The sequence below is a fragment of the Streptomyces sp. NPDC058198 genome, from assembly GCF_042882605.1.
GTDB lineage: Bacteria > Actinomycetota > Actinomycetes > Streptomycetales > Streptomycetaceae > Streptomyces.
Window position 1 is genome coordinate 269,013 of the sequence record NZ_JBHVVP010000001.1, and the last position, 23,215, is coordinate 292,227.

A 23,215-nucleotide genomic window follows, 5' to 3' on the forward strand; every position below is an offset into this window, starting at 1 on the left:
GTACGTCACTTGGTGAGAGTGAGCGTGTCGATGTCGAACAGGGAGCCGGCGCCGCCGGTGAAGGTGAGGAACAGCGCCCCGGAGGATGCCGTGCCGGTCAGGGCGGTGGAGACATTCGCGAAGGTCTCCCAGCCGCCGGTGGGCTGGACGGCGACGGTGCCGAGCACGGCGCCCGTCGCGGATCCGGAGCGGATCGTGATGGTGCCGCCGGCTCCGGCCGAGGAAACCTTCGCGCTGAAGGTCTTGGTCCCGGCCGTGGGGACGGAGGCGTACCCCGCCCAGTCGCCGTTCTCGATGTAGCCGAGCGTCTTGCCGCCGCTGGCCGCGGCGTGATCGGCGGCCTGGACGCCCAGGAACGAGCTGAACGACTCACCCTCCACCGTCTGGCTGGTGACTCCGCTGCCGGTGGCGAAGGTGAAGGCGTCGAGGTCGAACAGGTTGCCCTGGCCCGTCGGTCCCTTGAAGACGAGGAACAGCTCGGTGCTCGCGGACGGTGCGTTGGTCAGGTTGGCCGATACGTCGACGAAGTTCTCCCAGCCGCCGGTCGGTGCCACGGTCGCGGTGCCGAGCAGGGTGCCGGTGGCCGAGCCCGCCCGTACCTCGATCGTGCCGCCGACGCCTCCGGAGGAGACCCTGGCGGTGATCTTGTTGGCATTGCCGAGCGCGTACGGCTTGAAGGAGATCCAGTCGTTGTTGTCGGTGAAGCCGACCGTGTTGCCGCCCTCCGCGGTGCCGTGCGCGGCCACCTGGATGCCGTTCTGGGCCGAGAAGTGCTCGCCCTGGCGGTGGCGGGGCTGGAGGATGCGCGCGCTGTGCGTGGTCAGCCCGGCGGCGTCGGTGTACTCGGCGTCGAAGACACCGTAGATGTTGGCGGCGCTGTCGTGCTCACCGTCGGCCGGGACGGACAGATTGCCCGAGCAGCCGTTGGCCTGGGTGATCTGGTGGCGGTGCTCGTCATGGCCGAGGAGATAGGCGACCTTGACCTTGGAGCAGTCGATCGCCCCGTCCTCGGGGTCACTGACGGTGACCGAGAACGGCACGGTGTCGCCGAACGAGAACAGCTCGCCGTCCTTCGGCGCCGTGAGATTGACGGAGGGCGCGGTGTTGCCGGCCGTCACGACGAGACTGGCGCTGCCGGTCAGTCCCTCCGGATCCCTGACCGTGAGCGTGGGCCTGAAGGTGCCCTTGGCGGAGTAGGTGTGGCTCGGGTTGGCGGCGGTGGAGCTGGTGCCGTCACCGAAGTCCCAGGCGTACGTGAGGGCCTTGCCCTCGGGATCGGAGCTGCCCGCCGAGGAGAACGCGACCGTGAGCGGGGTGGGCCCTGACACCTTGTCGGCTGCCGCCTTGGCGATCGGGTTGCGGTTGCTGCCGCCGATGTACTCGACGCGGTAGAGCGCCTGGTTGTTGGCGCCGGTGCCGTAGTCGAGGACGTACAGCGCGCCGTCGGGGCCGAACGCCTGGTCCATGACCTGGGTGCCGGTCCACGGGAAGCTCTCGATGACGCCGGGGGTGCCGTCGGCCTTCACCTCGATCGCCTTGATCCACTTGCGGCCGTACTCGGCGGCGAAGAAGCGGCCGCTGAGGGACTGCGGGAACTTGACGTTCGAGTTCAGATTGGCGTCGTAGCGGTAGACGGGGCCGCCCATGGGCGACTCGGAGCCGCCGCCGAACTCGGGCGGGGAGCCCGCGTCGCCGCCGTACTTGATCCAGCTGGCCTTCACCGCGGGCAGCGTGGGCAGACCCGTGTTGCGGAACGAGTTGTTGGCCGGGCCCGCGCCGCAGTTGTACTTCGCCCCGGCGGGACCGCTCGGGAAGGTGTACTCGCCGTACGTCTCCGCCGCGGTGTTCGTACCGGTGCAGTACGGCCAGCCGTAGTTGCCGGGCGCGGTGATCCGGTTGAACTCGACCTGGCCGCTGGGGCCGCGACCGCCGTCGGTGACACCCGCGTCGGGGCCGTAGTCGCCGAGGTAGACGATGCCGGTGGCCTTGTCGACCGACATCCGGAAGGGGTTGCGGAAGCCCATCGCGTAGATCTCGGGACGGGTCTTGGCCGTACCGGCGGCGAAGAGGTTCCCGGCCGGGACGGTGTAGCCGCCGGCGGCCGTCGGCTTGATCCGCAGGACCTTGCCGCGCAGGTCGTTGGTGTTACCCGAGGAGCGCTGGGCGTCGAACTGCGGGTTGCGGTCGGCCCGTTCGTCGATCGGCGCGTAGCCGCTCGAGTCGAACGGGTTGGTGTCGTCACCGGTGGTCAGGTAGAGATTCCCGGCGGCGTCGAAGTCGATGTCGCCGCCGACGTGGCAGCACTGGCCCCGGTCGTTGGGCACTTCGAGGACGACCTTCTCGCTGGCCATGTCGAGGGTGCCGTCGGTCTTCAGGGTGAACCGCGAGAGGTTGAGGTGACCCTTCCACGGCTCGAAGGCGGCGGCGTTGCCGGTCACCGGCGCGTCCCCGCCCGGGGTGGTCAGCTTGGGCGAGTAGTAGAGGTAGAGATAGCGGTTCGTGGCGAAGGCCGGGTCCGCGGCCACGCCCTGGAGCCCTTCCTCGTCATGCGTGTAGACGTCCAGCTTGCCGGCCGTCTTGGTGTTGCCGGCGGCGTCGGTGAACCGGACCGTGCCGTCCCGGGCCGTGTGGACGACCGCGCGGTCCGGAAGGACCGCGAGTGACATCGCCTCTCCCAGCTCGGCGCCGCCCACGGCGAGTTGAACCTGCTGGTAATCGGCGGTCGGAATGACCGCCGGGGCTCCGGCGGCGGGTCCGACGACCACACCTCCGGCGATGACCAGCACCACCACGGTGAGCCATCTCAACCACGTCTGTCTCTGTCCTGATATTCCTGACATGGAGCTTCCTTCCTGACCTGGCGGGGGTGAGTCAGGCATGGGCGCGCGTCGACCACGCTGCCGTGTCACTTGGGGGAAGAGCCTGCGCCCGGGTGATGTCCCGTCACCCGGGAAGCAGCCGTACCGATCTGACGGAGTGGTTCCGATGCGGCATCAAGGTATTTGCAGAATCTCGCGAGAGTTTTGCATGTTGGCAACGCCGCGTTAATTTGTCAAGGGCGTGTCAAAATTGCCGACACCGTGTCCCGACTGATGCATGAGCCACCCATGTCGTCGCTGGTGGGACGCGGGACGGCGGGGTCGCAGGCCATTGCGACTGCACACAAAAGAATCGACCTTCCCTCCGGCCGGAGACCGCCGATCACTTGCGGAGGACCGGCGCACACCTACGGAAGAGAAGCCGCCTCACCGACGGATCCGGCGAATCGACCGCACCCCCCAGGCCGCCCGAAGTCAGGCATTTCCCTCATCCTCAACCACTCGCGATCAAGGGTGCGTTACGCCGGGGGAACGCGCACGTCACACCGGGCCGCCGGTTCGCGGGTTGCTGGTGAGAACTGAAGAATCGTTCTATGCTCTGTGCGCGTTTCGCATAGCTGGATGAACAACCCGCCCGCCCGGCCGATTTGTCCTCGAACGCGAGACGGCAGTCCCGGTGGTCGGCCCCACGGGCCGCCCGCACCGAAGGCACGGTTTTCATCTTCGCGATGAGTGCCCCTGTCCTGAGACCCATCCACTCGTCGCGCTTACCTCTGGTCCTACGATTCGCTCGGGAGCAACCATGCGGAAATATGCCATCGGTGCCACAGTCATGGCCATGACACTCAGTCTCGCCGCCTGTGGCGGCGGGGACTCGGGCGATGACGCCTCGTCGGGCAAGGGCAAGACCCTGACGGTATGGATCATGGAAGGGACCAACCCGGACGCCAGGCCCTTCTTCAACGAGGTGTCCGCCGCCTTCAAGAAGAAAACAGGCGCCACCGTCAAGGTGGAGTACCAGCAATGGGCCACCGCCCAGAAGAAGTTCACCACCGCGATCGAGGGCGGCCCGAGCCAGGTTCCCGACGTCGCCGAGGTCGGTACGACCTGGATCCCGCAGTTCGCCGACACCGGCGGCCTGGTGGATGTGACGGACGAGGTGAAGAAGTCCGGCCTGGGCACGGACCTCGTCGAGGGCCTGGCCGACGCCGGCACCCTGGACGGCAAGCAGTTCGGTATGCCGTGGTACGCCGGTGTCCGCGCCCTTGTCTACCGCAAGGACATCTTCGACAAGCACCACCTCAAGGCGCCGACCACCTGGAAGGAACTCCGTGACACCGCGCTGGTGCTCAAGGAGAAGGAGCCGGACATGATCCCGTTCCCGGTGGCGGGCGGCGCGGAGATGTTCGCCGCTCCGTTCGTCTGGGGCGCGGGCGGCGAGCTGGCCAAGGAGGAGGGCGGCACCTGGAAGTCCGCCATCAACTCCCCCGAGTCGGTGAAGGGCATCCAGTTCTACACGGACCTCGCCAAGAAGGACGGCCTGTCCCCCGCGAAGGTCACCACCTGGACCGAGAAGGAGGTGGCGACGGACTTCCAGAAGGGGAAGATCGCCATGTCCATCTCCGGCAGCTGGACCCCGAAGGCCTTCGTCGAGGCTGCTCCCGACCTTGAGGGCAAGCTCGCCGCGGCGCCCATCCCGGGCCAGGACGGCGGACTGAGCAAGTCCTTCCTCGGCGGTTCCTACCTGAGCACCTTCAAGGGCGAGAACCAGGCCCTGGCCTGGGAGTTCGTCAAGCTGGTCACCACGGGCGAGTTCGCCACCAAGTGGTCCGACCAGTCGAACTACTTCCCCGGACAGAACTCCCTGCTGAAGAAGGTCCAGGAGAAGAACGACCCGCTCGTCGCGCCGTTCGCCCAGCAGATGACCGAAGCCGGCGCGACCGTGCCGAAGACCCCGGCCTACGGCGAGATCCAGGCTTCCCAGGTCGTGCAGAAGATGGTGCAGTCCATCCTGACCGGCAAGAAGAGCGTGCAGGATGCCGCTGATCAGGCGGCGCGGGAGATGGACAAGATCTTTGCCTCCTGAGACCACAGAGCACGCCGTGCGGGCCGCGACGACCTCCACCACGGAGTCGTCGCGGCCCCGCGGCCCGCGGCCCGGCCCGACGCTGCGCCGCAAGCGACTCATCGCCACGGCGCGTCCCTGGATGCTGCTCGTCCCCTCCATCGTGGTGCTGGCCGGGCTGCTGCTCTGGCCGATGATCAAGGTCGTACTCCTGTCCTTCCAGGACTACGAGGTCAAGTTCGGCGGCGGCATCGGGACGTACACCGGCTTCGACCACTACCGCGACCTGCTCGGCGACGGGCGGCTCTGGGAGACCGTCCTGCCCAACACCGTGGTGTTCGCGGTGGCGTGTGTGGCGCTGACGGTGGCTCTCGGTACTCTCGCCGCCCTGCTGCTACAGCGGCTCGGTCCCGTCTGGCGGATCATCTGCTCGACCGCGATCATGGCCGCCTGGGCCATGCCCGCCGTCACCGGCACCTACGTATGGGTGTGGCTGTTCGCGGCCGAGGACGGTCTGATGAGCAGGCTCGCGGGCTCACTCGGCCTGATCGACCCCGCGACGACCAACTGGTTCACCGACCGCCTGAGCTTCTATGCCATCGCCACCCTCAATGTGGTGCACCACGGCTTCCCGTTCGTCGCCATCACCGTCCTCGCGGGTCTGCTGACCATCCCGAGGGAGCTGTACGAAGCGGCGATGATCGACGGGGCCAACGCCTGGCAGCGCTTCTGGAAGATCACCGTGCCGACCATCAAGCCGATCTTCTTCGTGGTCACCATCCTGTCGACCATCTGGGACTTCAAGGTCTTCACCCAGATCTATCTGATGCCCGGCGGCAGCGGCAGCAACGAAGAGGTGTTCAACCTCGGTGTCTGGTCCTACCAACGGGCCTTCGCACAGAACGACTACGGCGCCGGAGCGGCGACCGCCGTGCTGCTCACCCTGCTGCTCCTGATGATCACGTTCGTCTATATCCGTACCCTCTTCAAGGAAAGTGACGAGCTGTGAACCGCACGACGACCGCGGGGCGGATCGGTCTCTGCGCCGCGGTGTTCGCGCTGCTGGTCTTCACCCTGTTCCCGGTGTACTGGATGGTCAGCACCGCGCTGGATCCGAACGCCATCACCCGTGGCGCCGATCTGCTGCCGAGCGGTGTCAGCACCGAGCACTTCCGTTTCATCTTCGATCACGGGAACTTCGGCGGATTCCTGCTGAACTCGTTCCTGGTCGGCATGGGCACCATCATCGTGTCCGGGCTGCTCGCGCTGTTCGCCGCGGTGGCCGTCGCCCGGTTCCGGTTCCGGTTCCGCACCTCGGTGCTGATCATGGTGCTGATCGTGCAGATGGTGCCCCTGGAGGCACTGGTCATCCCGCTGTTCCTGCAGATGCGTGACTACGAGCTGCTCAACAGCCTGGTCGGACTCACCATCGTCTACATCGCGCTGTCGCTGCCGTTCGCGATCTGGACCCTGCGGGGCTTCGTCGCGACGGTTCCGAAGGAGGTCGAGGAGGCCGCCTATCTCGACGGCTGCTCCTGGCCACGGATGTTCTGGTCGGTCCTGCTGCCGCTCACCGCACCCGGCCTCGTGGCCACCAGCGTGTTCGCGTTCATCACCGCGTGGAACGAGTTCGTCTTCGCCTACACCTTCATGAAGGACGGCTCCAAGTACACCGCGGCGGTGGGCCTGTTCCAGTTCTTCGGCGAGAACTCGACATCCTGGGGACCGGTCATGGCGGGCTCGACCCTCATCGCCCTGCCGGTGCTGGTCTTCTTCATCATCGTCCAGCGCCGTCTGGCCTCAGGACTCGCCGCCGGGGCGGTCAAGGGATGACCGGCCCCTCACCCGAGGCGCTGCGTCTGGTCAACGGCGTCATCATGCCCGGCTTCCAGGGCACCGAGCCGCCGGGATGGCTGCTGGACGCGATCGATGAGGGCCTCGCCGGTGTCGTGTACTTCGCGCACAACGTACCCGACCCGGCGACGGCCGCCGCGCTCTCGGCGGCGCTGTACGCCCGGCGCGGCGACCTGATCGTGGCCGCCGACGAGGAGGGCGGGGACGTCACCCGTATCGAGGCCGCGACCGGCTCCTCGTATCCCGGCAACGGGGCGCTCGGCAGGGTCGACGACCCGGCCGTCACCGAACGGGTGGCCCGGCTGATCGGCCGCGACCTGCGGCGGGCCGGCATCGGCCTGGATCTCGCACCGGACACCGACGTCAACGTGGATCCGGACAATCCGGTGATCGGGGTACGGTCCTTCGGCGCCGATGCCGCGCTGGTGGCCAGGCACTCCGCCGCCTACGTCACGGGCCTGCAGTCGGCCGGTGTCGCGGCGTGCGCCAAGCATTTCCCGGGGCACGGCGACACCTCCGTCGACTCGCACCTCGACCTGCCCGAGCTCGACGCGGACCTCGGCCTGCTCAGGCGGCGGGACCTGGTGCCGTTCGCCGCGGCGATCGAGGCGGGCACCCGGTGCCTGATGACCGGGCACATCAGGGCGCGGCCCTTCGGTCCGGCACCGGCCACGCTGAACCCCGAGGTCACCCGGCTGGCCAGGGAAGAGCTGGGCTTCACCGGAGTGATCATCACGGACGCGCTGGACATGCGGGCCGTGGCCCGCGATCCCGGGTTCGGCGCCGCCTGCGTGGCGGCGGTACGCGCGGGCGCCGATCTGCTGTGCCTGGGAAACCCGGCCGCCTCGGCGGACGAGAGCGCGTACGCCACGGCCCGGGACGCGCTGCTGGACGCGCTCGCCACCGGCCGGCTGTCCGAGCGGCGGTTGGCGGAAGCGGGCCGCAGGGCCCAGGAGCTCGCCCACTGGATCGGCGAAGCGCGCGCCACCCAACTCCCTGCGGCGCAGAGCGATCTGCCGCTCTCCGTGGCCCGCGCCGCGCTCCGGGTGCGGGGCGACGTACGCCTCGCCTCCGCGCCGCACCTCGTCGACCTCCGGCAGCAGGTCAATCACGCGTCGGGCAGCCGCGCGCCCCATCTGCGACGGCTCCTCACCGAGGCGCTGCCCGGGCTGACGGCCACCGGGGTGCCGCCCGGGGGCACGGTCACGGAGCGGGCCGGCCTCGCGCTGCACGGGGCGGAGGGGCGGCCTCTCGTTGTCGTCGTACGCGAGCCGCACCGCGACCCGGAACAGGAGAAGCTGCTGGCCGAGCTGGTGGACCGGCGCCCCGACGCCGTCGTCGTGCTGACCGGCTGGCCGCACACCGTTCCGCCGCAGGTCCGGAACCTGGTGATCACGTACGGTTCCGGCCGGGTCAACGCCCAGGCCGCCGTGGAGCGGTTGCTCGGCGGCCGCACCGCGTAAAGCGGCGTTGTCATGGATGGCGGCCGGGTCCTTCGGCTCAGGCGAGACTTCGGTTATTTCAGTAGCACAACGGTGAAGCATCTGTGCGCATTGATCGAAGTGGCACAGGAAAGCCACCCGCGGCAAGGCTTTTATGGTGAACTCGAACAACCCCACGGCCGGCTGGCGGAGAACGGCACCCCGTGCTTTACCGCAAAGCCGATCAGCCTTGCCGACTTTCCCCCCAGAAGGTGATCCACGTGAACAACCGCTTGCCCGGCCGATCCCTGATGATCGCGTCCTGTCTCATATTGAGCAGCGGATGTGGCTTACTCCCGGGCAGTGCGGACTCGACCGACATCACCATCTGGATGATGGAGGGCAGTGTCTCCGACGGCTTCGTCGAGGATTTCACCGCCAACTACGAAAACAAGAACCCTTCAGTCAATCTGGACATCAAGATCCTGCCCTGGGACGGGATAGGCAAGAAGGTGACGGACGCGCTGGAGAGCCAGGACGCTCCGGATGTCATCGAGGTCGGCAACACCCAGGTCGCGGCCTACGCGGACAGCGGCAATCTGCGCGACCTCACGCTGGAGTCGGTCCGGGACCTCGGCGGCAACGAATGGCTCCCCGGTCTCGCCGCCCCCGGCATCATCAACGGCGCACAGTACGGAATCCCGTGGTACGCGGCCAATGTCGTGGTGATTTACAACAAGGAGCTCTTCAAGCAGGCCGGAATCGGGCAGCCGGCCACCACCCAGGCGGAGTGGCTCGAGGACACCGCGCAGCTGAACCAGGGCGGAAACCAGGGTATTTACCTCAGCGGGCAGGACTGGTACACCCTGTGCGGCTTCATCTGGGACGAGGGCGGCGAGCTGGCCGTCGAGTCCGGAGGTGAGTGGGAGGGCACGATCGACACACCGGCCGCTCTCCGGGGAATGGCCTTCTACAAGGAATTGCAGGCCCTGGGCGACGCCCCCAAGGACAAGGACCACACCGATCCGGATCAGGCCGATGTCTTCGCCAAGGGAAATGTCGCCCAAATCATCTCCACTCCTGGCGCGGCAGCGCAAATAGTGGAGAAGAACCCGAAGCTCAAGGGCAAACTCGGCTTCTTCCCCGTTCCGGGAAAAACAGGCGACAAGCCGGGACACGTCCTCACCGGCGGTTCCGATCTGATCGTCCCCAAGAACAGCTCGCACCAGTACCTGGCGGTCCAGGTCGTCGCGGCGCTGGCTGACGAGAAGTGGCAGATAGAGCACGCGAAAACCATGAGCTTCGTGCCCAACAAGGCGAAGCTCGCCGCCTCCCTCGGTGGCGGCGCGGGCATTACGGCGATGGCCGCGGGCGCCGCACAGGGCCGGGCGACACCCAACTCACCGCAGTGGGCGAACGTCGATGTCGACAACCCCATCAAGCCGTACATGACAGCGGTGCTCAACGGCAAGGACGCGAAGGCCGCTGCCGAGGCGGTGTCCGAGCGCATCACCGACGCGTTGCGCGGCTGATCCACTAAGCCTTTGGGAGGAAGCACCTGGTGTCTGTCCACAGCCTTTCCCTGAGGTAGGGGCGGCTGCGCTTGTATGAGGCGAATGGACCACATGACGATTCTTGTGGGAGTGGTGATCGTGACCGCTCTGGCGTTCGACTTCACCAACGGATTCCATGACACCGCGAACGCGATGGCGACGTCGATCGCCACCGGTGCGCTGCGCCCCAGGGTCGCGGTCCTCATCAGCGGCGTACTCAACATCGCGGGGGCGTTCCTGTCCACCGAGGTCGCCAGGACGATTTCCGGCGGCATCGTGGACGACAACCTCGTCACGCCGGGCATGGTCTTCGCCGGTCTGATCGGTGCCATCCTGTGGAATCTGACGACGTGGCTGGTGGGGCTGCCGTCCAGCTCCTCCCATGCCCTGTTCGGCGGGCTGATCGGCGCCGTATGGGTCGGTGCGGGGCAGCACGGGGTGCATTTCGACAAGGTGATCGAGAAGATCATCATCCCGGCGGTCGCGTCCCCCCTGGTGGCGGGGGTCGCCGCGCTGCTGGCCACGTATCTCGCCTACCGGCTGACCGCCCGGGGCCGGGAGTCCTCGGTCAACCGGGGCTTCCGGCTCGGGCAGGTCGCCTCCGCCTCGCTGGTCTCCGTGGCGCACGGGACCAACGACGCCCAGAAGACCATGGGCGTCATCACGCTCACCCTGATCTCCGTGGGCGGGCTCGCCCAGGGGGCGGGGCCGCCGCTGTGGGTCATCGGCGCCTCCGGCCTGGCCATCGGTCTGGGTACGTATCTGGGCGGCTGGCGGATCATCAGGACCATGGGCAGGGGCCTCACCGATATCCGCGCCCCGCAGGGCTTCGCCGCGGAATCCTCCGCGGCGACCGTCATTCTGACCTCCGCCCACCTGGGCTTCGCCCTGTCCACCACCCAGGTCTGCTCCGGCAGCATCATCGGTGCGGGTCTCGGCAAGAAGCCGGCGCATGTGCGCTGGCGCACCGCGGGGCGGATGGCTGTCGCCTGGTGCGTCACCCTCCCCGCCGCCGCGTCCGTCGGCGCGCTCGCGGCCCTCGTGATCGTGCACGGCGGCACCATCGGCACGATCCTCATCGCCCTGGTCGCCGCCGCGGTGGCGACCTTCATTGTGATCGTCTCCCGCCGCAATCCGGTCACCGCGCGCAATGTCAACGACGACCACACCGTGACCGTCCGGCCTCACACGGCCAAGGCGAATGCCTGAAGGGAGCGGGCCGCATGGATCTGAACTGGAGTTCCTTGGGGGAAGTGGTCGTCATCAGCCTCGGGGCGACCGTGGGCGTCGTGATCGTATTCTCGCTGGGCGTCCGCGCCCTGGCGTCGAGGGAGGGGAGCGCCGCGGACACCGACCGGCCGTCCACGCTGTCGAAGGCCGGCGCCGGACTGTGTTTTCTCGTCTGTGCGGCAGCGGTCGGCTACGGGCTGTATCTGATCATTCCGCAATTCCGCTGAGCCGCTGAGCCGCTGGACCACGGAGCGTGGCCACCCCCGCACCGCGTTCATAGGACCATCTCGCACTTACCTGGCGCGTCCGCGTCGGATATCCAGGTAGGGAAGCTCCTCACATCGTGCGCGCGCTCCTCTCCGGGGCCTCGCCGGAATCCCCAACGAGGAGGGGATGATGGATACCGCGGAAGAAACCCCCACGGTCCATATTCTCTGGATCAACGCGGGCCTGAGCTGCGACGGCGACTCCGTGTCGCTCACCGCGGCCACCCAGCCGAGCATCGAGGAAATCGCGCTCGGCGCTCTGCCAGGACTGCCCAAGGTGGCCGTGCACTGGCCCCTGATCGATTTCGAGTGCGGCCCCGTGCAGGGCGCCGACAACTTCATCGAATGGTTCTTCAAGGCCGAGCGCGGGGAGATAGAACCCTTCGTCCTGGTCATCGAGGGATCCATTCCGAACGAGGCGATCAAGAGCGAAGGCTACTGGTGCGGATTCGGGGACGACCCCGAGACCGGACAGCCGATCACCACCAGCGAGTGGATCGACCGGCTCGCGCCCAAGGCACTGGCCGTGGTGGCCATCGGTACCTGCGCCACCTACGGCGGGATCCACGCCATGGAGGGCAATCCCACCGGAGCGATGGGCGTGCCCGACTATCTGGGCTGGGACTGGAAGTCCACCGCGGGCATCCCGATCGTCTGTATCCCCGGCTGCCCGGTCCACCCGGACAACGCGTCGGAGACCCTGCTGTATCTGCTCTACCAGGCCGCCGGCTCCGCGCCGATGATTCCGCTCGACGAACAGCTGCGCCCGACCTGGCTGTTCGGCGCGACCGTCCACGAGGGATGTGACCGGGCCGGCTACTACGAGCAGGGCCAGTTCGCGACCGCGTACGACTCGCCGCAGTGTCTGGTGAAACTCGGCTGCTGGGGCCCCGTGGTCAAGTGCAACGTCCCCAAACGCGGCTGGATCAACGGAGTCGGCGGCTGCCCCAACGTCGGCGGCATCTGTATCGCCTGCACGATGCCCGGCTTCCCCGACAAGTTCATGCCGTTCATGGACGAGCCCCCGGGCGGTCATGTCTCGGCGGCGGCCAGCGGCGCGTACGGAAAGGTCATCCGCAGACTGCGCGGTGTCACGGCCAGGACGGTCGACAAGGAACCGAAGTGGCGCCGCAAGAGCGAGAAGGTGCTGACCGGCTACCACCCCCCGTGGTGATCCACGGGTCGTCGCAGCAGAACGAGTCCCCCCACCGTTGAGGAAGGTGCGCAGCCCATGGCGCCGACGACGAAGCGAGCCGAGGACGGCAACGGCCTGATGGAGATGTCCTGGGATCCGATCACCCGGATCGTGGGCAGCCTCGGCATCCACACGAAGATCGACTTCAAGCAGAAGCGGGTGGCCGAGTGCTACAGCACGTCGTCCGTCTTCCGCGGCTACAGCGTCTTCATGCGGGGCAAGGACCCGCGGGACGCGCACTTCATCACCAGCCGCATCTGCGGTATCTGCGGTGACAACCACGCGACGTGTTCGGTGTACGCGCAGAACATGGCGTACGGCGTGAAGCCCCCGCACCTCGGCGAGTGGATCATCAACCTCGGCGAGGCCGCGGAGTTCATGTTCGACCACAACATCTTCCAGGAGAACCTGGTGGGGGTGGACTACTGCGAGAAGATGGTCCGCGAGACCAACCCCGGTGTCCTGGAGCTGGCCGAGCGCACCGAGGCACCCCACGCGGCCGACCACGGCTACCGCACCATCGCCGACATCATGCGCTCGCTGAACCCGCTGGAGGGCGAGTTCTACCGTGAGGCGCTCCAGGTCAGCCGCAGCACACGGGAGATGTTCTGCCTGATGGAGGGGCGGCACGTGCACCCCTCCACGCTCTACCCGGGCGGCGTCGGGACCGTGGCGACCATCCAGCTGTTCACGGACTACCTGACCCGGCTGATGCGCTACGTGGAGTTCATGAAGCGCGTCGTCCCGCTCCACGACGACCTGTTCGACTTCTTCTACGAGGCGCTGCCCGGGTACGAGGAGGTCGGCCGGCGCCGGGTGCTGCTCGGCTGCTGGGGCGCCCTCAACGACCCGGAGTACTGCGACTTCACGTACCGGAACATGTCCGAGTGGGGCCGGCGCATGTTCGTCACGCCCGGCATCATCGTCGACGGCAAGCTGATCACCAACGATCTCGTCGACATCAACCTCGGCATCCGGATCCTGCTCGGCAGCTCGTACTACGACGACTGGGCTGGCCAGGAGCTGTTCGTCGAGCGCGACCCGCTGGGCAACCCGATCGACCCCCGCCACCCGTGGAACCAGCACACCATCCCCGCCCCGCAGAAGCGTGACTTCGCGGACAAGTACAGCTGGGTGATGTCGCCGCGCTGGTTCGACGGTACGGACCATCTCGCGCTGGACACCGGCGGCGGCCCCCTCGCCCGGCTGTGGTCCACCGCCCTGTCGGGGCTGGTCGACATCGGCGGCTATGTGCAGGCGACCGGGCACAGCGTCAAGATCAATCTGCCGCGCACGATGACCAAGCCCGAGGTCAGCCTGGAGTGGCGGATCCCCCGGTGGAGCAACACCCTGGAGCGCAACCGCGCGCGGACCTACTTCCAGGCGTACGTGGCCGCCGCCGCCCTGCACTTCGCCGAACAGGCGATGGAGGAGGTGCGCACCGGCCACACCCAGACCTGGGAGAGCTTCGAGGTGCCCGACGAGGGCCTCGGCGTCGGGTTCACCGAGGCGGTCCGTGGGGTGCTGTCCCACCACATGGTGATCAGGGACGGCAAGATCGCCAACTACCACCCGTACCCGCCGACGCCGTGGAACGCCAGCGTGCGTGACTCCTACGGCACGCCGGGCCCGTACGAGGACGCGGTGCAGAACACGCCGATCTTCGAGGAGAACCCCCCGGACACGTTCAAGGGCATCGACATCATGCGGGCCGTGCGCAGCTTCGACCCGTGTCTGCCCTGCGGCGTCCATATGTACGTCGGCGGCGGCCGGACGGTCCAGCAGACCCATCTGCCCACCGGGCTGAGCGGGCTGGCGGGCTGACCGCACGCCGCAGGTTCCACGGAATCCAGGGGACGGCCGCCATGCCGGGGCCGTCCCCACCGGAGGAAAGGCACCGTGACATGGCAGCAACGGCCAAGGAGCAGCAGGCCGGCGAGCACATCGCCGCGCTGCTCGACGAACTCGGCAGGTCGATGGGGCCCTCGGGACGCGATCTCGCGGACGAACTCGTGCGCAGCATCGTCGAGTTCTACGGAACCGGCCTGGCCCGTGTCGTCGAGCTGCTGGGCGACGCACCGGACGGCACCGATCCGCTGGATCTGCTCGGCGGCGACGAACTCGTCGGCGGACTGCTGATCCTGCACGATCTGCATCCCGAGTCCACGATGACCAGGGTGGGGCGGGCGCTGGACGAGGTCCGCCCGTACCTGGGCTCGCACGCGGGCGATGTGGAGATCGCCGGGATCGAGCCGGGAGTCGCGGACGCGGCCGGCGAGCCCGACGGGCTGACGCTGCGACTGCGGCTGCGCGGCAGCTGCGACGGGTGCCCGTCCTCCGCCCAGACCGTGCGCTGGACGATCGAGGAGGCGGTGGCCCGCCGCGCCCCCGAGATCTCGCTCGTGGAGGTCGAGGGTGTGGTGGAGGAGACTCCGCAGCCGAAGCTCCTCCAGATCATGTCGGGGCCGCCGGACGGCGCCACCGGTGCGTCGCCCGCAGGGGCCGCTCCGGCCTCCGTACCGGCCGGGGACGCTCCGGCCGAGTGGCATCCGCTGCCGGGTCCGCCGCCGTCGGCCGACGGTCGGAGCGTGGTGTGCGACGTGGCGGGCGCCTCGCTGCTGCTGGTCCGGCTGCCCGGCAATCTCTACGCGTACCGCGACCACTGTCCGGTGTGTGCGGGCCGGCTGGGCGAAGGCGCGGTGGACGGCGAACAGCTGCGCTGTCCGTCCTGCGCGGCGGAGTACGACATCCGCCGGGCCGGACAGGGCGAGCGCGGCCATCTGGAGCCCGTACCGCTGCTGGAGGAGAACGGATCCGTACGGGTCGCGCTGCCCGGCATCCTGCTGGCGGCGGGTCCATGACCGCCCGGCCCGCCCGCATCGCGGGCGCCTCCGGCGCCGGGGGCCCGGCCGCCGTGTCCGCGCCGGCGGGGCTGCGCGGATTCACCCGCCGCCCGCCGCCCGCTCAGGAGCGGTGCGAGCTGTGCGCGGAGCCCCTGACCGAGGAACACCGGCATCTGGTGGACACCCGGAAGCGGTCGCTGATGTGCGCCTGCACCGGCTGCTATCTGCTCTTCACCCGTCCCGGCGCGGGCGCTGGCCACTTCAGGGCGGTGCCCGACCGGTACCTGGCCGACCCGGACTTCACCCTGGACGAGGAGAGCTGGAACCGGCTGCAGATCCCCGTCGGGCTCGCGTTCTTCTTCCGTAACTCCGAGCTGGACCGGCTGGCCGCGTTCTACCCCAGCCCGGCGGGTGCCACGGAGAGCGAGCTGGACCCGGACACCTGGCGGGACGTGCTCGGCCACAGCCTCCTGGCCGGCCTGCTGCGACCCGACACCGAGGCGCTGCTCGTACGGCGGGAACGCGGCGCCGACGGCGCCTCGGGCGGGACCGGCGAGGGCAGCGGTGAATGCTATCTGGTGCCGGTCGACACCTGTTACGAGCTGGTGGGCCGGATGCGGCTGCACTGGCAGGGGTTCGACGGCGGCGCCGAGGCCCGTGCGGATCTGGCGGACTTCTTCGCCCGGGTCCGGGCGAAGGCCAGGCCGCCGAAGGACGCGGACCTCCGGGAAGCCGCCGCGGATCAGCAGGCGACGGATCGGTCCGGGGACGAGACCCGGGACGAAACCGGGAACGAAACCGGGGACGAGGCCCGGGAGAGCGGCGAGGAGGGCGGGCGATGACCGATCTGACGTTCTCCTGCGTCGGCGCACGGCCCGAGCCGTTCGGCACGGGGCCGACCCTGCTCTTCCGGCTGCGCATCGAGGCGGCCGACGACGCGAGGATCCACGCGGTCGCGCTGCGCTGCCAGATCCGGATCGAGCCCGTCCAGCGGCGCTACGCACCGGCCGAGGTGGAGATGCTCGGTGACCTCTTCGGCGAGCCCGAGCGCTGGAGCACCACCCTCAAGCCGCTCCAGTTCGCCCATGCCTCGGTGACCGTACCGGGGTTCACGGGCTCGACCGAGATCGAGCTGCCGGTGGCCTGCACGTACGACATGGAGGTGGCCTCGGCCAAGTACTTCCGCGCTCTCGCGGACGGCGAGATCCCGCTTCTGCTGCTGTTCTCCGGCACGGTCTTCTCCGGTGACCGTGGCTTCACGGCGGAGCCCGTCGCCTGGCACAAGGAGGCCAATTTCCGCATGCCCGTGAAGGTCTGGCAGGACCTGATCGAGCAGTACTTCCCCGGTTCGGGATGGCTGCGGATCCGTGACGACACCCTGGAGTCCCTGCGCCGTTTCCGCTCGGAGCGGGCGCTGCCCTCGTGGGAGCGGGCCTTCGACGAACTGCTGCGTACCGCCAGTGTGCCGGCGCCGGGCGGCACCGGACAGGGAGGGCGGTCATGACGGAGGACACCGCGGACCGGGTGACGGGGGGCTTCAACGAGGCCCGCCGGGTCGCCGACGCCCTGCTCTTCGAGGGCTATGTGCTGTATCCGTACCGTGCCTCCGCACGGAAGAACCAACTGCGCTGGCAGTTCGGGGTGTTGGTGCCGCCCTCCTGGCAGGACGCGCAGGGCGAGCACACCGAGCAGCGCACCGAATGCCTCCTGGAACCCCGTCGGGCCGACCGGCTCCTGGCCGAACTGCGCTTCCTGCAGGTGCGGCGCCGTACGGTCGAGTGCCCCTCGCGGGACGGCGAGGGCTGGAGCGAGGTACCGGAACTCGAACTCGCCGACCGGGTGCTGGTGCCCTGGGACGAGGGCGGAGAGGAGCGGATCGAGTGCGAGGTGCCGCTCGACCGGCTCGCCGGGGAAGGGCACACGGTACGGTTCGACCGGCCGGGCGGGGTGGAGCACGAGCCGGTCCACGACGGCGCGGGACATGTCGTCGGACGTCTGGTGCGGCGCTCCCGGCCGCTGGCGGGCGAGATCCTGCTGGCCACCGAGCCGCTGCCGGGACCGTACGGGGCGCTGCGGCTGACCGCAACGGTACGGAACGTGTCGGGCTGGGCGCCGGACCGGCGGGAGAGCGCCGACCGCGAAGCGGCCCTGCCCCACAGCCTGATCGGGGCGCACCTGCTGCTGGGACTGCCCGGCGGACGGTTCCTGTCGATGACGGACCCGCCGGAGTGGGCGAAGCCCGCCGCGCGTACCTGCCGCAATGAACACACCTGGCCGGTGCTGGCCTGTGGCGAGGGCCGCGACGACGTACTGCTGTCCTCCCCGATCATTCTCGAAGACCACCCCTCGGTCGCCGCGGAGAGCCCGGGTCCGCTCTACGACGCCACCGAGATCGACGAGATCCTCTCGCTGCGGACCGCCGCGCTCACCGATCGGGAGAAGCGCGAAGCGCGCGGGACGGACGCACGCGCCGCCGAAGTGATCGATCTGGTCGACGGCATGCCGGCCGAGGTCATGGAGCGCCTGCACGGCGCGATCCGCGGTCTGCGCGAGGTGACCGGCGAGGCCGGCGGCGGCGTCGGCGGCGACGTCGGGAGCGACAGCACGGGCGAGCCGTGGCGGCAGCCGGTGCCGGACCCGGATCCTGACCGGGGCGCAGCGGCGCCGTCCGCCGGCCTGCGGCTGCCCACCGGTCCCGGGCTGCCCTGGTGGGACCCCGCCCAGGACGCGATGAGCGCGCCGGGACAGGACACCGTGTCCGTCGACGGGCAGCTGCTCGGGGTGGGCAGCCGGGTCGTACTGCGGCCGGGGCTGCGCCGGTCCGACGCCCAGGACATCTTTCTGGCGGGCCGTACGGCGACGGTCGAGGCGGTGCTCCAGGACTTCGACGGCGAGACCCATATCGCGGTCACCGTCGACGGGGATCCGGGCATCGATGTCCGCCGTCAGCAGGGCCGGTTCCTGTACTTCCGCCCCGACGAGGTCGATCCCGCCGACGCCCCCGCGCCCGAGCCGGAAGGAGGGGCCTGACATGGACTCCGTCCCGCTCCACGGCGGCGCACCGGACCGCGCGTACGGCAGGACCCTGGTCGCGGGCATCGGCAATATCTTCCTCGGCGACGACGGGTTCGGCGTCGAGGCCGTCCGCCGGCTGACCGGACGGCCGCTGCCGCCCGGGGTCGACGTGATGGACGCGGGCATCCGGGGCGTCCATCTCGCGTACCGGCTGCTCGACGGCTACCGCAGGCTCGTTCTCGTCGACACGGTCGACCGCGGCGCCGCCCCCGGCACCGTGTACGTGATCGATGTCGACCCCGCCGATCCCGCCGCCGGCACCGGACCCGTGTCGCCCGCCCAGCTGGACGGGCACGGCATGGACCCGGCGGCGGTGCTGCGCCTCGTCGGGGAACTGCACGCCCAGGCGGGCGGCACTCTCCCCGAACACATTCTGGTCGTGGGCTGCCAGCCGCTCACCACGGAGGAGGGCATCGGGCTGAGCGAGCCGGTGGCCACCGCCGTCGAACCGGCGGTGGATCTGGTCCTCGGCCTGGTCACCACAGAAGACGAAGGAGATGAGCCGCATGCACTCGCTGATGAAGGGAACGCACCACCACCACACGAAGGACTCGGACCTGACATGGCTGTGGGTCTGCGCCGGAGTGGCCGCGGCCGGAGTGGCGTACGGGTCGGCGAAGAACGTACCGGACCTGCGCCGCTATCTGCGGATGCGCCGGATGTGACGACGGATCCGACGCCGGACGCGAACCCGGATACGGAACGGGCCGGCTGATGACGCCGCGCCAGGACCCGCCACGGTCACACGGATCCCGTGGCGGGCGGATGCCCGGACAGCGGTCGTGCGTCGCTGCCGGCGAGGTCAGGGCCGTTCAACTGGATGTAGCGCTCCAGGAACAGATGCAACGTGCTGTGCAGCTCACCCAGCCGGACGAACGACAGCGCGAGACTCATCGATCCCGCCGGGGTGATCTCGTACTCGCGACGAGCCGGTCCGGACGCCGAAGCCCGCCACTGGGAGGTGATCTGACCGCACTTCTCCATACCGCGCAGCAGCCGGTACACATGCGCGGACTCGGCCTCGGCCCAGCCGAAGGCGCCCAGACGCTGGGTCAGCTCGTACCCGTGTCCTCGCCGCTCGGCGAGCAGCAGCAGGATGACGGGGGTCATCAGCGCGCGTGGTCCGGTGTCGTTCGTCGTCATGGCCTCGGTCTCCTGACGTGGCCGTGCGACGGTGCCGCTCGTCCCTTTTCCACGCTAACCACCCCGGCCGGGCCGGGCCAGCCGTCGGGCGCCGTCCGGGCCGGGTGCGGCCGGGGCGGCGCGCGTACCGCGTATGTCACCGGAGCGAGGTGAGTCCCGTGCACGAACTGTCCATCGCCACCGCTGTGGTCGCCCAGGTGGAGGAAGCCGTCCGGACCAACGGCGGCGGCCGGGTCACGTCCCTGCGGCTGCGGATCGGCGAACTGGCGGGCGTGGTACCCGAAGCGCTCCGGTTCTCCTTCGGCCTGGCGAGCGAGGGCACCGTGCTCGCCGGGGCCCGGCTGGACGTGGACACCGTCCCCGGCCGGGCCCGCTGCGCCGGATGCGGCCGGGAGAGTGACGTCGGCATGCCGCCCCTGCTGTGGTGCGACGCCTGTGCGCGGCCGCTGGACGAGCTGCTGTCGGGACGGGAACTGGAGATCGCCGAGGTCGTCCTCGCGGATCCCTCGGATGCGGCCCGTCCGGTCAACGGAGACGATCGGGGTACGCCCGAGGAGGCAAGCCATGTGCCGAGTCGTTGATCTGCGTCAGGCCGTCCTGGCCAAGAACGACGCCAGTGCCCTGCAGCTGCGCGAGCATCTGGCCGCCCGGGGCACGGCGGAGGTGAATCTGCTGTCCAGTCCTGGCAGTGGCAAGACGGCCCTGCTGGAGCTGCTGCTCGCCCGGTTCGTCGCGGCGGGAACGTCCGTCGCCGCGGTGACCGCCGATCTGGCCACCGAGAACGACGCGCGGCGCCTGGCGCGCGCCGGGGCGCCCGTCAAGCAGGTGCTCACCGACGGGCTCTGCCATCTGGAGGCCGGCATGCTGCGCGGGCATCTGGACGGCTGGCTCCCCGAGGACACCCGGGTGCTCTTCGTCGAGAACGTCGGCAATCTGGTGTGTCCCGCGTCGTACGACATCGGGGAGAGCCTGCGGATCGTGCTGGGCTCGGTCACCGAGGGGGAGGACAAGCCGCTCAAGTACCCCACGGCGTTCGGCCTCGCCCATCTCGTGGTCATCACGAAGACCGATATCGCGGAGGCCGTCGAGTTCGACAGCGAGGCGTTCCACCGGAACGTACAGCAGGTGAATCCGGGGGTGCCGGTGCTGGAGACGTCGGCGCGCACCGGCAGCGGTGTCGACGAGCTGCTGGCCTTCATCCTCGGGTGCGCCGACGGAGTCCCGGTCCATCAGCCCGTGCTAGCCGGTCAGCACGAGCGGTATCTGCACCACCATCACGACGACGAAGAGGGCCACGGCGGCCACGAACACCCCGCGTCCGCCGTACGCGGGGCGGCAGAGGCGCCATGAGCCGACCGGTCACCGGCTCCGTGCCCGAGCGCCGTCGCGTCGTGGTGCGCGGCGTCGTCCAGGGCGTCGGCTTCCGTCCGTTCGTCTACACGCTCGCCCGTGAGCTGGGCCTGACGGGCTGGGTCACCAACAACGCCGACGGTGTCGAGACGGAGGTGGAGGGACCTGGCCCCGGCGTGGCGGCGTTCTGCGCGCGCCTGGCCACCGGCGCGCCGCCGCTCGCCGTCGTGGAATCCGTCCGCCACAGCACGGTGCCGGCCACCGGGGGCAGCGGGTTCATCATCCGTCCCTCGGCCGGCGGAACCGGCCGCACCCTGGTCTCCCCCGACATGGCGACCTGCGCGGACTGTCTCTACGAGCTGGCCGACCCGGCCGACCGCCGCTACCGGCATCCCTTCATCAGCTGCACCCACTGCGGGCCCCGGTTCACCGTCGTCACCGGACTGCCGTACGACCGGGCACGGACCACCATGGCCGGTTTCCCGCTCTGCGCCGACTGCGCGCGCGAGTACGAGAACCCCGCCGACCGCCGCTTCCATGCCCAGCCGGTCGCCTGTCACGCCTGCGGCCCCCGGCTCACTCTCGTCACCGGCCCGTCCGGCCCCGCCGCCGCTGCCCGGCCGACCGGCGAGGACGCCCTGACCGGGGCCCGCCGGCTGCTCGCCGCGGGCGCCGTCGTCGCGGTCAAGGGGCTCGGCGGCTATCACCTCGCCTGTGACGCCTCCGACCCCGTCGCCGTACGGACCCTGCGCGCGCGCAAGAACCGTGGCGCGAAGCCGTTCGCCGTGATGGCCGACTCGCTGGAGACGGTGGAACGGCTGGCCTTCACCGGCCCGGAGGAACGCGACCTGCTGCTCGGCCGGCGCCGGCCCGTCGTACTGCTGCGGCGCCGGTCCCACGGCGCGTCCCTGATCGCGGACGGCGTGGCACCCGGCAGTCCCGATCTCGGTGTCCTGATGCCGTACACCCCCGTCCATCACCTGCTGCTGGGCCTGCCCGGCGATCCGGCGGGCCCGCCCGTCCTCGTGATGACCAGCGGCAACCGCTCCGGCGAGCCCCTCGTCACCGACGACGAGGAGGCGCTGCGCCGGCTCGAAGGGCTGGCGGACGCCTGGCTGACGCACGACCGGCCGGTGCACGTACCGTGCGACGACTCGGTGGTACGGATCTGTGCCGGGCAGGAGCTTCCGGTGCGCCGGTCCCGCGGCTACGCCCCGATGCCGGTCGCTCTGCCCCTTCCCGTGGAGCCGGCGCTCGCCGTCGGCGGGGACCTCAAGAACACCTTCTGTGTCGCGGAGGGCGGATACGCCTGGCTGTCCGCCCATGTCGGCGACATGGACGACCTCGCGACCCTCACCGCCTTCGAGACCGCCGTGGCGCATCTGTCGGCGCTGGCCTCGGTCACCCCCCGGGTGCTGGTCGCGGACCGGCACCCGGGCTACCGCTCCGGCCAGTGGGCCGGCCGCCACGCGGCGGGCCGCCCGGTGCGCCGCGTACAGCACCATCACGCGCATGTGGCGTCCACGATGGCCGAGCACGGCCTGGACGGCTCGGCCCCCGTGATCGGGGTGGCTTTCGACGGCACCGGCTACGGCGACGACGGCGCGGTCTGGGGCGGCGAGGTACTGCTCGCGGACTACGACGGTTTCCGGCGGTTCGCCCATCTGGCGTATGTCCCGCTGCCGGGTGGCGACTCCGCCGTACGGAACCCCTACCGCATGGCACTGTCCCATCTGCGCGCGGCGGGCCTGCCCTGGTCCGACGACCTGCCGTGCGTCGCCGCCTGCGCCCCGGGTGAACGGCGGCTGCTGGAGCGGCAGTTCGAGCGGGGCTTCAACTGCGTGCCCACGTCCAGCATGGGGCGGCTGTTCGACGCCGTCGCGTCGCTCGCCGGCGTGTGCCACCGCGTGGAGTACGAGGCCCAGGCGGCGATGGAACTGGAGAGCGCCGCGGTGGCGGCCGGGGAGACAAGGGCCGACGGGCGGCGGGAGAGCTACCGGTTCGCCCTGCTGCCCGCGGGGCCGGCGGACCGTGCGGCGCTGGTGGCCGACCCGGCGCCGGTCCTGGCGGCCGCCGTCGACGACATACGGGCGGGCGTGGACGCCGCGACGGTGGCCGCGCGCTTCCACGGCGCGGTAGTCGCTCTGGTGCACGACGTGTGCCGGGCGGCCCGTGACCGTACGGGCCTGGCCACGGTCGCGCTGACCGGCGGGGTGTTCTGCAACGCCCTGCTGACCGACGGCTGCGCGGAGCGGCTGGAGGACGACGCGTTCACCGTACTGCGGCACCGCAGGGTGCCACCGAACGACGGCGGCCTGGCGCTGGGCCAGTTGATGGTGGCCGCCCGGGTCTAGCGGCTCGGGCGGCGGCCCCGTCCGGTACCACGCGCTGAACGACGCAA

At 69.8% G+C, this 23,215-nt stretch carries 18 protein-coding genes and 2 pseudogenes; 18 read left to right on the forward strand and 2 right to left on the reverse strand.

The features are described 5' to 3' along the window. Positions 1–5 precede the first annotated feature (5 nt). Positions 6–2,840, reverse strand: a complete 2,835-nt coding sequence (locus tag ACFVWW_RS01160) for a carbohydrate-binding protein (RefSeq protein WP_386875160.1) — start codon at positions 2,838–2,840, stop codon at positions 6–8. Positions 2,841–3,657: 817 nt separating this feature from the next. Between ACFVWW_RS01160 and ACFVWW_RS01165 the strand changes: the two genes are divergently transcribed. The 15 genes and pseudogenes from ACFVWW_RS01165 to ACFVWW_RS01235 all read left to right on the forward strand — a co-directional run bounded on the left by ACFVWW_RS01165 (position 3,658) and on the right by ACFVWW_RS01235 (position 18,986). Continuing rightward, positions 3,658–4,905 (forward strand): sugar ABC transporter substrate-binding protein, encoded by a 1,248-nt coding sequence (locus ACFVWW_RS01165; protein WP_384188551.1) that lies wholly within the window; start codon positions 3,658–3,660, stop codon positions 4,903–4,905. Positions 4,906–4,921: 16 nt separating this feature from the next. Then, on the forward strand, positions 4,922–5,893 hold the full coding sequence (locus tag ACFVWW_RS01170) for a carbohydrate ABC transporter permease (protein WP_386875162.1): 972 nt from the start codon (positions 4,922–4,924) through the stop codon (positions 5,891–5,893). After that, positions 5,890–6,717 carry a carbohydrate ABC transporter permease gene (locus ACFVWW_RS01175; protein ID WP_384188547.1) on the forward strand — a complete coding sequence of 276 codons (828 nt, stop codon included), beginning with the start codon at positions 5,890–5,892 and terminating at the stop codon, positions 6,715–6,717. The genes ACFVWW_RS01170 and ACFVWW_RS01175 overlap by 4 nt, the downstream gene beginning before the upstream one ends. After that, positions 6,714–8,201 (forward strand): glycoside hydrolase family 3 protein, encoded by a 1,488-nt coding sequence (locus ACFVWW_RS01180; protein ID WP_386875164.1) that lies wholly within the window; start codon positions 6,714–6,716, stop codon positions 8,199–8,201. Before ACFVWW_RS01175 ends, ACFVWW_RS01180 begins: the two co-directional genes overlap by 4 nt. A gap of 239 nt (positions 8,202–8,440) precedes the next feature. After that, a complete protein-coding gene (locus ACFVWW_RS01185) occupies positions 8,441–9,691 on the forward strand; it encodes an extracellular solute-binding protein (RefSeq protein WP_386875166.1) in 1,251 nt (416 codons plus the stop codon). Between the two features lie 84 nt (positions 9,692–9,775). Then, positions 9,776–10,921 carry an anion permease gene (locus ACFVWW_RS01190; RefSeq protein WP_384188542.1) on the forward strand — a complete coding sequence of 382 codons (1,146 nt, stop codon included), beginning with the start codon at positions 9,776–9,778 and terminating at the stop codon, positions 10,919–10,921. Positions 10,922–10,935: 14 nt separating this feature from the next. Next, the gene (locus ACFVWW_RS01195; RefSeq protein ID WP_384188541.1) at positions 10,936–11,169 is read left to right on the forward strand and encodes a hypothetical protein; all 234 of its coding nucleotides are present in this window, start codon (positions 10,936–10,938) and stop codon (positions 11,167–11,169) included. A 166-nt stretch (positions 11,170–11,335) separates the two neighbouring features. Next, a complete protein-coding gene (locus ACFVWW_RS01200) occupies positions 11,336–12,382 on the forward strand; it encodes a hydrogenase expression protein HypE (protein WP_384188539.1) in 1,047 nt (348 codons plus the stop codon). A 57-nt stretch (positions 12,383–12,439) separates the two neighbouring features. Next, positions 12,440–14,227 (forward strand): nickel-dependent hydrogenase large subunit, encoded by a 1,788-nt coding sequence (locus tag ACFVWW_RS01205; RefSeq protein ID WP_384188538.1) that lies wholly within the window; start codon positions 12,440–12,442, stop codon positions 14,225–14,227. 80 nt (positions 14,228–14,307) lie between these two features. Beyond that, positions 14,308–15,264, forward strand: a complete 957-nt coding sequence (locus tag ACFVWW_RS01210; RefSeq protein ID WP_386875169.1) for a NifU family protein — start codon at positions 14,308–14,310, stop codon at positions 15,262–15,264. Then, a pseudogene (locus ACFVWW_RS01215) lies at positions 15,261–15,953 on the forward strand (DUF5947 family protein); the annotation flags it as partial. The gene ACFVWW_RS01210 and the pseudogene ACFVWW_RS01215, both read left to right, overlap by 4 nt. Positions 15,954–16,084: 131 nt before the next feature. Continuing rightward, positions 16,085–16,750 (forward strand): DUF6084 family protein, encoded by a 666-nt coding sequence (locus tag ACFVWW_RS01220; RefSeq protein ID WP_386875171.1) that lies wholly within the window; start codon positions 16,085–16,087, stop codon positions 16,748–16,750. After that, a complete protein-coding gene (locus ACFVWW_RS01225) occupies positions 16,747–18,276 on the forward strand; it encodes a hypothetical protein (protein WP_384188533.1) in 1,530 nt (509 codons plus the stop codon). The genes ACFVWW_RS01220 and ACFVWW_RS01225 overlap by 4 nt, the downstream gene beginning before the upstream one ends. A gap of 1 nt (position 18,277) precedes the next feature. Then, positions 18,278–18,778: pseudogene (locus ACFVWW_RS01230) on the forward strand (hydrogenase maturation protease); the annotation flags it as partial. Positions 18,779–18,839: 61 nt separating this feature from the next. After that, positions 18,840–18,986, forward strand: a complete 147-nt coding sequence (locus ACFVWW_RS01235; protein ID WP_384328221.1) for a DUF6893 family small protein — start codon at positions 18,840–18,842, stop codon at positions 18,984–18,986. Positions 18,987–19,062: 76 nt separating this feature from the next. Here ACFVWW_RS01235 and ACFVWW_RS01240 read toward each other — a convergent pair whose 3' ends face one another. Beyond that, positions 19,063–19,464: a helix-turn-helix transcriptional regulator gene (locus tag ACFVWW_RS01240; protein WP_386875173.1), complete on the reverse strand. Its 402-nt coding sequence runs from the start codon at positions 19,462–19,464 to the stop codon at positions 19,063–19,065. Between the two features lie 158 nt (positions 19,465–19,622). On the opposite strand from ACFVWW_RS01240, the gene ACFVWW_RS01245 reads away from it, so the two are divergent. The 3 genes from ACFVWW_RS01245 to hypF are packed head-to-tail and all read left to right on the forward strand — an operon-like array spanning position 19,623 to position 23,168. Beyond that, positions 19,623–20,045 carry a hydrogenase maturation nickel metallochaperone HypA gene (locus ACFVWW_RS01245; protein WP_386875175.1) on the forward strand — a complete coding sequence of 141 codons (423 nt, stop codon included), beginning with the start codon at positions 19,623–19,625 and terminating at the stop codon, positions 20,043–20,045. Next, positions 20,029–20,814: a hydrogenase nickel incorporation protein HypB gene (hypB, locus tag ACFVWW_RS01250; protein WP_386875177.1), complete on the forward strand. Its 786-nt coding sequence runs from the start codon at positions 20,029–20,031 to the stop codon at positions 20,812–20,814. The genes ACFVWW_RS01245 and hypB overlap by 17 nt, the downstream gene beginning before the upstream one ends. Then, entirely contained in the window at positions 20,811–23,168 is a 2,358-nt protein-coding gene (gene hypF, locus ACFVWW_RS01255; RefSeq protein ID WP_386875179.1) for a carbamoyltransferase HypF, read from the forward strand. Before hypB ends, hypF begins: the two co-directional genes overlap by 4 nt. Positions 23,169–23,215: the final 47 nt, after the last annotated feature.

Coding starts and splice junctions, on each gene's coding strand:
- ACFVWW_RS01210 (WP_386875169.1), top strand. CDS start 14,308: ATGGCAGCAACGGCCAAGGAGCAGCAGGCCGGCGAGCACATCGCCGCG.
- hypF (WP_386875179.1), top strand. CDS start 20,811: ATGAGCCGACCGGTCACCGGCTCCGTGCCCGAGCGCCGTCGCGTCGTG.
- ACFVWW_RS01220 (WP_386875171.1), top strand. CDS start 16,085: ATGACCGATCTGACGTTCTCCTGCGTCGGCGCACGGCCCGAGCCGTTC.
- ACFVWW_RS01165 (WP_384188551.1), top strand. CDS start 3,658: ATGACACTCAGTCTCGCCGCCTGTGGCGGCGGGGACTCGGGCGATGAC.
- ACFVWW_RS01240 (WP_386875173.1), bottom strand. CDS start 19,464: ATGACGACGAACGACACCGGACCACGCGCGCTGATGACCCCCGTCATC.
- ACFVWW_RS01180 (WP_386875164.1), top strand. CDS start 6,714: ATGACCGGCCCCTCACCCGAGGCGCTGCGTCTGGTCAACGGCGTCATC.
- ACFVWW_RS01225 (WP_384188533.1), top strand. CDS start 16,747: ATGACGGAGGACACCGCGGACCGGGTGACGGGGGGCTTCAACGAGGCC.
- hypB (WP_386875177.1), top strand. CDS start 20,029: ATGTGCCGAGTCGTTGATCTGCGTCAGGCCGTCCTGGCCAAGAACGAC.
- ACFVWW_RS01235 (WP_384328221.1), top strand. CDS start 18,840: ATGAAGGGAACGCACCACCACCACACGAAGGACTCGGACCTGACATGG.
- ACFVWW_RS01160 (WP_386875160.1), bottom strand. CDS start 2,840: ATGTCAGGAATATCAGGACAGAGACAGACGTGGTTGAGATGGCTCACC.
- ACFVWW_RS01205 (WP_384188538.1), top strand. CDS start 12,440: ATGGCGCCGACGACGAAGCGAGCCGAGGACGGCAACGGCCTGATGGAG.
- ACFVWW_RS01200 (WP_384188539.1), top strand. CDS start 11,336: ATGATGGATACCGCGGAAGAAACCCCCACGGTCCATATTCTCTGGATC.
- ACFVWW_RS01195 (WP_384188541.1), top strand. CDS start 10,936: ATGGATCTGAACTGGAGTTCCTTGGGGGAAGTGGTCGTCATCAGCCTC.
- ACFVWW_RS01190 (WP_384188542.1), top strand. CDS start 9,776: ATGGACCACATGACGATTCTTGTGGGAGTGGTGATCGTGACCGCTCTG.